Consider the following 6959-nt stretch of genomic DNA (forward strand, 5'->3'; position numbering starts at 1 on the left):
CAGCCAAGCTCAGACCGTCCGACACTCGCCTCGCAGTTCCGCCCCCAGCCCCAAGGGGGGCCGGGAGGTACCCCCAGAGCCCCTGAAAAACTACGCCGCTTGCTGCCAGCTGACCGGCGAGAAGTACGCCGGGCGGCGCTCCAGGCGGGACCAGGTGGCGATGGGCTCCGCGGCCTGGACGGCGGTGGCCGCGGCGGCGGCAGCCTGCCTCGCGGCGAGGACGGCGGTCAGGGCGGCCAGTTCCTCGGTGGTCAGCGAGCCGCGGACGATGCGGACGAGTGGTTCGCTCATGGTTCCCGTTCTCCCCCAGTCTGAAGTCTGAATGGTTTCGGCGCGCTTGAGGCTGCGTTACATCGGCGGGTTGCCGTGCTTGCGGCTCGGCAGGTCGGCGTGCTTGGTGCGCAGCATGGCCAGCGAGGAGGCGAGGACGGCGCGGGTCTCGGCGGGGTCGATGACGTCGTCGACGAGGCCGCGTTCGGCCGCGTAGTACGGGTGCATCAGTTCCGTCTTGTATTCCTTGATCTTCTGGGCGCGCATCGACTCGGGGTCGTCGGCCCCGTTGATGTCGCGGCGGAAGATGACGTTGGCGGCGCCCTCGGCGCCCATCACGGCGATCTCGTTGGTGGGCCAGGCGAACGACAGGTCCGCGCCGATCGACCGGGAGTCCATCACGATGTATGCGCCGCCGTAGGCCTTGCGCAGGATCAGCTGGATGCGCGGGACGGTGGCGTTGCAGTAGGCGTACAGCAGCTTCGCGCCGTGCCGGATGATGCCGTCGTGCTCCTGGTCGACGCCGGGCAGGAAGCCGGGGACGTCGAGCATGGTGACCAGCGGGATGTTGAAGGCGTCGCACATCTGCACGAAGCGCGCGGACTTCTCGCTGGCGTTGATGTCGAGGACGCCGGCCAGCGACTGCGGCTGGTTGGCGATGATGCCGACCACGTGGCCGTCGACCCGGGCGAGGGCGCAGATCACGTTGGTGGCCCAGCGCTCGTGCACCTCGAGGTACTCGCCGTGGTCGACGATCTCCTCGATCACCTTGCGCATGTCGTAGGGCCGGTTGCCGTCGGCGGGCACCAGGTCCAGCAGGGAGTCGTTGCGGCGCTCGACCGGGTCGTCGTTGGGGACGGACGGCGGCATCTCGCGGTTGTTCTGCGGGAGCAGCGAGAGCAGGTAGCGGACCTCTTCGATGCAGGACTGCTCGTCGTCGTAGACGAAGTGCGAGACGCCCGACACCGAGGAGTGGACGTCCGCGCCGCCGAGGCCGTTCTGCGAGATCTTCTCGCCGGTCACGGCCTGGACGACGTCCGGGCCGGTGATGAACATCTGCGAGGTCTCGCGGACCATGAAGACGAAGTCGGTCAGCGCGGGGGAGTACGCCGCGCCGCCGGCGCACGGGCCGAGCATCACGGAGATCTGCGGGATCACACCGGAGGCGCGGGTGTTGCGCTGGAAGATGCCGCCGTAGCCGGCCAGGGCGGTGACGCCCTCCTGGATGCGGGCGCCGGCGCCGTCGTTGAGCGACACCAGCGGGGCGCCGGCCGCGATGGCCATGTCCATGATCTTGTGGATCTTCTGCGCGTGGGCCTCGCCCAGCGCGCCGCCGAAGATCCGGAAGTCGTGCGCGTAGGTGAAGACGGTGCGGCCGTGCACGGTGCCCCAGCCGACGATGACGCCGTCGGTGTGCGGCTTCTTCGCCTCCAGGCCGAAGCCCTGGGCGCGGTGCCGGCGCAGCGGCTCGACCTCGTGGAAGGAGCCCTCGTCGAGCAGCAGCTCGATGCGCTCGCGGGCGGTCAGCTTGCCCTTGGCGTGCTGTGCCTCGGTGGCCTTCTCGCTGGGGCCGCGGCGGACCTGCTCGCGCAGTTCGTGCAGCTCCGCCACCCGACTGCGGGCGTCGGCCGGGGTCTCGCCGCCGACCGGCGCATCGTGCAGGACCGTCATTTCGAACCACTCCAAGGTCGCGTAAGGCTGCGAACACCTCTCCTGCTACGACACTACGAGTCCCGGCCGTCCCGTTTCGGCGTCGGTTCCGTACAAGGTCGGAAGCCGTTCGCTGTACAGGCCCCACAGAAGGGGGCGCACGGGGCTACTCGTGGGTCGCCGGAGGCGGGTGCCGGACGGTGGGGGTCGCGGGCACCCCTGGAGGGGTCGATTTGGCAGGTCAGCGCCATGAGCGGGGCGTCGGAGCGGGCGTCGCCGGGCCCGCGCCGCGGGTGGGCGCACGGGGGCCGGCGGCGAGGTGCGGAGGGTACGTACGGCGTTCGGATCGTAGGGATGCGCCAAAAGGGCGTGATCAGCCCTTGGGGTGGTCCTCGCCGCCCTCGGACTCGCTCCCACGACGCAGTTCGTCCTCGCGGCGGCGGAGATCGGCCTCCCACTGCCGGAGCATCTCGCGGTGCTGCCGGTCCCCGGTGTTGTCGCGGTTCAACGAGGCCAGGAACTCCGGGTCGTCGTCGGGGGCGACCGGCCGGGTCGGCGGCTGCGCGGGGCGGGCCGTCGCGGCGCGGCGGGCGGTGGCGCGGTCCTTGCCCACCAGCAGCCAGGCGATCGAGCCGACCAGCGGGAAGAGCAGGACGACGATCGCCCACACCACCTTGGGCAGGTGGCGCACCTCGTCGTCGGGCGTGGTCAGGCAGTCGATGAACGCCCAGACCCACAGGGCCAGCAGCGCCACCACGGGCACGATCCTCAGCACAGCGGCAAGCTCCGAAACTTCACTCAGGTGGGACCCTTGGCGGGCTCAGGGTAGCCCGTGTCGGATACTGACACCTATGGCATACGACGATCTCCGTTCCTTCCTCCGGGCGCTGGAACGGGAGGGCGACCTGAAGCGGATCAAGGTGGAGGTCGACCCCTATCTGGAGGTCGGCGAGATCGTCGACCGGGTGCAGAAGGCCAAGGGCCCCGCGCTGCTCTTCGAGAACGTCAAGGGCTCGGCGATGCCGCTGGCCATGAACGTGTTCGGCACCGAGCGGCGGCTGTCCAAGGCGCTCGGCCTGAAGTCCCCGGACGACATCGCGGAGAAGATCGCCGGCCTGCTCAAGCCGGAGCTGCCGCAGGGCTTCACCGGTTTCCGCGAGGCCTTCGGCAAGCTCGCCTCGATGGCGCACGTCCCGCCGAAGAACGTCAAGGACGCCCCGGTGCACGAGGTCGTGCTCACCGGTGAGGACGTCGACCTGGACCAGTTGCCCGCGCTGTTCACCTGGCCGCAGGACGGCGGCTCGTTCTTCAACCTGGGCCTGACCCACACCAAGGACCCGGACTCCGGTGTCCGCAACCTCGGCCTGTACCGGCTGCAGCGGCACGACAGCCGCACCATCGGCATGCACTGGCAGATCCACAAGGACAGCCGCAACCACGCCGCCGTCGCCGCCAAGCGCGGCGAGCGCCTGCCGGTCGCCATCGCCTTCGGCTGCCCGCCCGCGGTGACCTACGCGGCCACCGCGCCGCTGCCGGGCGACATCGACGAGTACCTGTTCGCCGGCTTCGTGGCGGGGGAGCGGGTCCGGATGGTCGACTGCAAGACGGTGCCGCTGCAGGTCCCGGCCGACGCCGAGGTGGTGCTGGAGGGCTGGCTGGAGCCCGGGAAGATGCTGCCCGAGGGCCCGTTCGGCGACCACACCGGCTTCTACACGCCGCAGGAGCCGTTCCCCGCGCTCACCATCGACTGCGTCACGATGCGCCGCCGCCCGCTCCTGCAGTCCATCGTGGTCGGCCGCCCGCCGACCGAGGACGGCCCGCTGGGCAAGTTCACCGAGCGCTTCTTCCTGCCGCTGCTCAAGGTGATCATCCCGGACATCGTCGACTACGACCTGCCCGAGGCCGGCGGCTTCCACAACTGCGTGATCGTCTCGATCGACAAGAAGTACCCCAAGCACGCGCAGAAGGTGATGCACGCGATCTGGGGCGCCCACATGATGTCGCTCACCAAGCTGATCATCGTGGTGGACGCGGACTGCGACGTGCACGACTACCAGGAAGTCGCCTGGCGGGCGCTGGGCAACGTCGACTACAGCCGCGACCTCTCCGTCGTCGAGGGCCCGGTGGATCACCTGGACCACGCCTCCTACCAGCAGTTCTGGGGCGGCAAGGCCGGCATCGACGCCACCCGCAAGCTCCCCGAGGAGGGCTACACCCGCGACGGCGGCTGGCCCGAGATGGTCGCCTCCGACCCCGCGACCGCCGCCCGGGTCACCAGCCGCTGGAAGGAATACGGACTGTGACCACCGCCGACGCGTTCGAGGCCCCGCCGAGCAGGACCCGCGCCTTCCTGCGCCTGGTCGCGATCGAGCACTCGATCTTCGCGCTGCCCTTCGCCTACATCGCCGCGCTGACCGCGATGTTCCTCGCCGACCGGCACGTGCACTGGGGCGAACTGCTCCTGGTCACCGTCTGCATGATCGGCCTGCGGACCTTCGCGATGGCCGCCAACCGGATCATCGACCGCGAGATCGACGCCCGGAACCCGCGCACCGCGCAGCGTGAACTCGTCACCGGCGCGGTGTCGCTCCGCACCGCCTACCTCGGCTCCGCGGTCGCCCTGGTGGTCTTCCTCGGCGCCGCCGCGATGCTGAACACGCTCTGCCTGCTGCTCGCCCCGGTCGCCGTCGTGCCGATGGTGGTCTACCCGTACGGCAAGCGGTTCACCGACTTCCCGCAGGCGATCCTGGGGCTGGCCCAGGCGATGGGCCCGATCGGCGCCTGGCTGGCCGTCACCGGCACCTGGTCCTGGGACGCCGTGGTGCTCGGCCTCGCGGTCGGCATCTGGATCGGCGGCTTCGACCTGATCTACGCCTGCCAGGACGTCGCCGCCGACCGCGGCCAGGGGGTCCGCTCCGTCCCCGCCCGGTTCGGCGTCGCCGCCGCGATCACCGGCGCCCGGGTCTGCCACCTGCTCACCACGGTGCTGCTGGTCTGGTTCGCGCTGCTCACCGACGCCGGTCCGGCGTTCTGGCTGGGGCTCCTGGTGGTCGCCGGGGCCTTCGTCTACGAGCACACCATCGTCAAGCCGAACGACCTGTCCCGGCTCAACCGGGCGTTCTTCTCCACCAACGGCTTCGTCGGCATCTCGCTGTTCGGCTTCGCCCTGATCGACCTGATCAGCCGGGGCCTGTCGATCTGATCCGCCGTCGTCGAACCGAGGGGCCGTCGCTGACGGCCCCTCAGTCGTTCCCGCCCTCCCCGCCCGGCGCGGGCCCGGCGGAGAGCACCTCGCGGGCCTGTTCGGCGGCGCGGGTGATGCTCTCGGAGATGAAGTCCAGGAACCGGGCGATGTTCTCCAGCCGGGCGGCCGCCGGGGTGTCGGGTCCGAGCACGGCGACGCCTTGCCGGGCGGTCTCCACCAGCCGGGCGTTGGCCCGGGCGCTGGCCATCGTGGCCTGGTAGAACACGTCGTCGTCCACCACGTACCGCTCCCGCCGCCGCTCGTCCCGCTCCCGGCGGACCAGCCCCTGCTCCTCCAGGAAGGCGATCGCCTTGGAGACCGACGCCGGGCTGACCTGCAGCCGCTCCACCAGCTCGGCGGCGGTGAGGCTGCCGGTGTCGGTGGTGTAGAGGGCGACCTGAACCCGCGCCATCATCCGCGGCACGCCCGACTGCACCAGCACGGCGGTGAACGCCTCCTCGTACGCCCGCAGGGCCGCGGCGTCGCGTCCCGCGCCGTACGGGGCGGTCTCGGGCGGTGCCGACTGCCCACGCCGGGCCCGCCGTTCGGTGGCGTCGTGGGCGAGTTCGGCGCGGTAGGCGGTCGGGCCGCCGTTGCGGGTCACCTCGCGGGTGACGGTCGAGGTGGGGCGGTCGAGCCGCCGGGCGATCTCCGCGTAGGCGTGGCCGTCGGCCAGCCCCAGCGCGATCTGCCGGCGTTCCTGCTGGGTGAGCCTGCCTCCCGGCATCGCGGGGGTCTCCTTCCTGGGTCCGAACTGCCCCCAGCATAGCGTTCACCTTCAGGCCATTGCAACGAACGCACTGCCCGTGTTGCATTCAGCTTCAGGGGCATTGCAATGATTTCCCCAGTTTGACCTGCGGTGATGGGAGTTGGATGCAACAAGGGCGTTGCCGAGTTCATGAACGCAACGTAGCGTTTGCGAAGTCGGAAACGAGAGAAGCGAAACCAAGGAGCACACCATGCAGAAGTTCGACACCCCCGCGCCGATCACCGTCGTGCTGGACGTCCCGGCCGGGCTGGTCCGGTTCATCGCCGCCGACCGCGCGGACAGCGTGGTCGACGTGCGGCCCGCGGACCCGTCGAAGAGCCGGGACGTGAAGGCCGCCGAGCAGGTCGAGATCGGCTACCGCGACGGTCTGCTGCGGGTGACCGCGGCCGAGCCGGCGAACCGGCTGCTGGGCTCGTCCGGGTCGGTCGAGGTGACCGTCCAGCTGCCCGCCGGCTCCCGGGTGGAGGCGAAGGCGGCGGCCGGCGAGATCCGCGGCGTCGGACGCCTGGGCGACGTCGCCGTCGAGGTGGCGCTGGGCCCGGTCAAGCTCGACGAGGCGGCGGGCGGCCGGGTGGTCCTGCAGTCCGGCGACGTGGAGATCGGCCGGCTGACCGGCCCGGCCGAGGTCAGCACCCGCAAGGGCGGCATCCGGATCGCCGAGGCGGTGCGCGGAAGCCTGGTGCTGCGCACCGACCTGGGCGCCATCGAGGTCGGCGCGGCCGCCGGGGTGTCGGCGTCGCTGGACGCGGGCACCGGCCACGGCCGGATCCACAACGCGCTGGCGAACGCCGGCGAGACCGCACTGCACATCCAGGCGACCACCGCCCAGGGCGACATCACCGCCCGCAGCCTCTGACCCCTCGTCAGTCCCGCGTGCCACGGGCCCGGCGCACCGCCGGGGCCCCCCCCCCCCCCCCCCCCCCAAAAAAAAAAAAAAAACCCCAAAGAAAAAAAACCACAACAAACACACGGGGCATCCCAACAACAAAAACACCAAAAAATAAAAAACCTAAAAATAGGGAAGAT

The 6959-nt window shown here is 70.5% G+C and carries 7 protein-coding genes; 3 read left to right on the top strand and 4 right to left on the bottom strand.

From position 1 onward, the window contains the following. Positions 1-90: 90 nt before the first annotated feature. The 3 genes from ACWD4U_RS17895 to ACWD4U_RS17905 all read right to left on the bottom strand — a co-directional run bounded on the left by ACWD4U_RS17895 (position 91) and on the right by ACWD4U_RS17905 (position 2695). A complete protein-coding gene (locus ACWD4U_RS17895; RefSeq protein ID WP_363451235.1) occupies positions 91-291 on the bottom strand; it encodes an acyl-CoA carboxylase epsilon subunit in 201 nt (66 codons plus the stop codon). Positions 292-348: 57 nt separating this feature from the next. Beyond that, entirely contained in the window at positions 349-1941 is a 1593-nt protein-coding gene (locus ACWD4U_RS17900) for an acyl-CoA carboxylase subunit beta (protein WP_363451233.1), read from the bottom strand. A gap of 352 nt (positions 1942-2293) precedes the next feature. Beyond that, the gene (locus ACWD4U_RS17905; RefSeq protein ID WP_363451231.1) at positions 2294-2695 is read right to left on the bottom strand and encodes a PLD nuclease N-terminal domain-containing protein; all 402 of its coding nucleotides are present in this window, start codon (positions 2693-2695) and stop codon (positions 2294-2296) included. Positions 2696-2771: 76 nt separating this feature from the next. On the opposite strand from ACWD4U_RS17905, the gene ACWD4U_RS17910 reads away from it, so the two are divergent. After that, positions 2772-4223, top strand: a complete 1452-nt coding sequence (locus ACWD4U_RS17910) for a menaquinone biosynthesis decarboxylase (RefSeq protein ID WP_363451229.1) — start codon at positions 2772-2774, stop codon at positions 4221-4223. Next, on the top strand, positions 4220-5122 hold the full coding sequence (gene mqnP, locus ACWD4U_RS17915) for a menaquinone biosynthesis prenyltransferase MqnP (protein ID WP_363451227.1): 903 nt from the start codon (positions 4220-4222) through the stop codon (positions 5120-5122). Before ACWD4U_RS17910 ends, mqnP begins: the two co-directional genes overlap by 4 nt. Positions 5123-5162: 40 nt before the next feature. Here mqnP and ACWD4U_RS17920 read toward each other — a convergent pair whose 3' ends face one another. Continuing rightward, on the bottom strand, positions 5163-5891 hold the full coding sequence (locus tag ACWD4U_RS17920) for a GbsR/MarR family transcriptional regulator (protein WP_363451225.1): 729 nt from the start codon (positions 5889-5891) through the stop codon (positions 5163-5165). Positions 5892-6123: 232 nt separating this feature from the next. Here ACWD4U_RS17920 and ACWD4U_RS17925 point away from each other — a divergent pair, with 232 nt between their 5' ends. Beyond that, on the top strand, positions 6124-6789 hold the full coding sequence (locus tag ACWD4U_RS17925) for a DUF4097 family beta strand repeat-containing protein (protein WP_363451223.1): 666 nt from the start codon (positions 6124-6126) through the stop codon (positions 6787-6789). Positions 6790-6959: the final 170 nt, after the last annotated feature.

Source organism: Kitasatospora sp. NPDC002522, assembly GCF_053595195.1.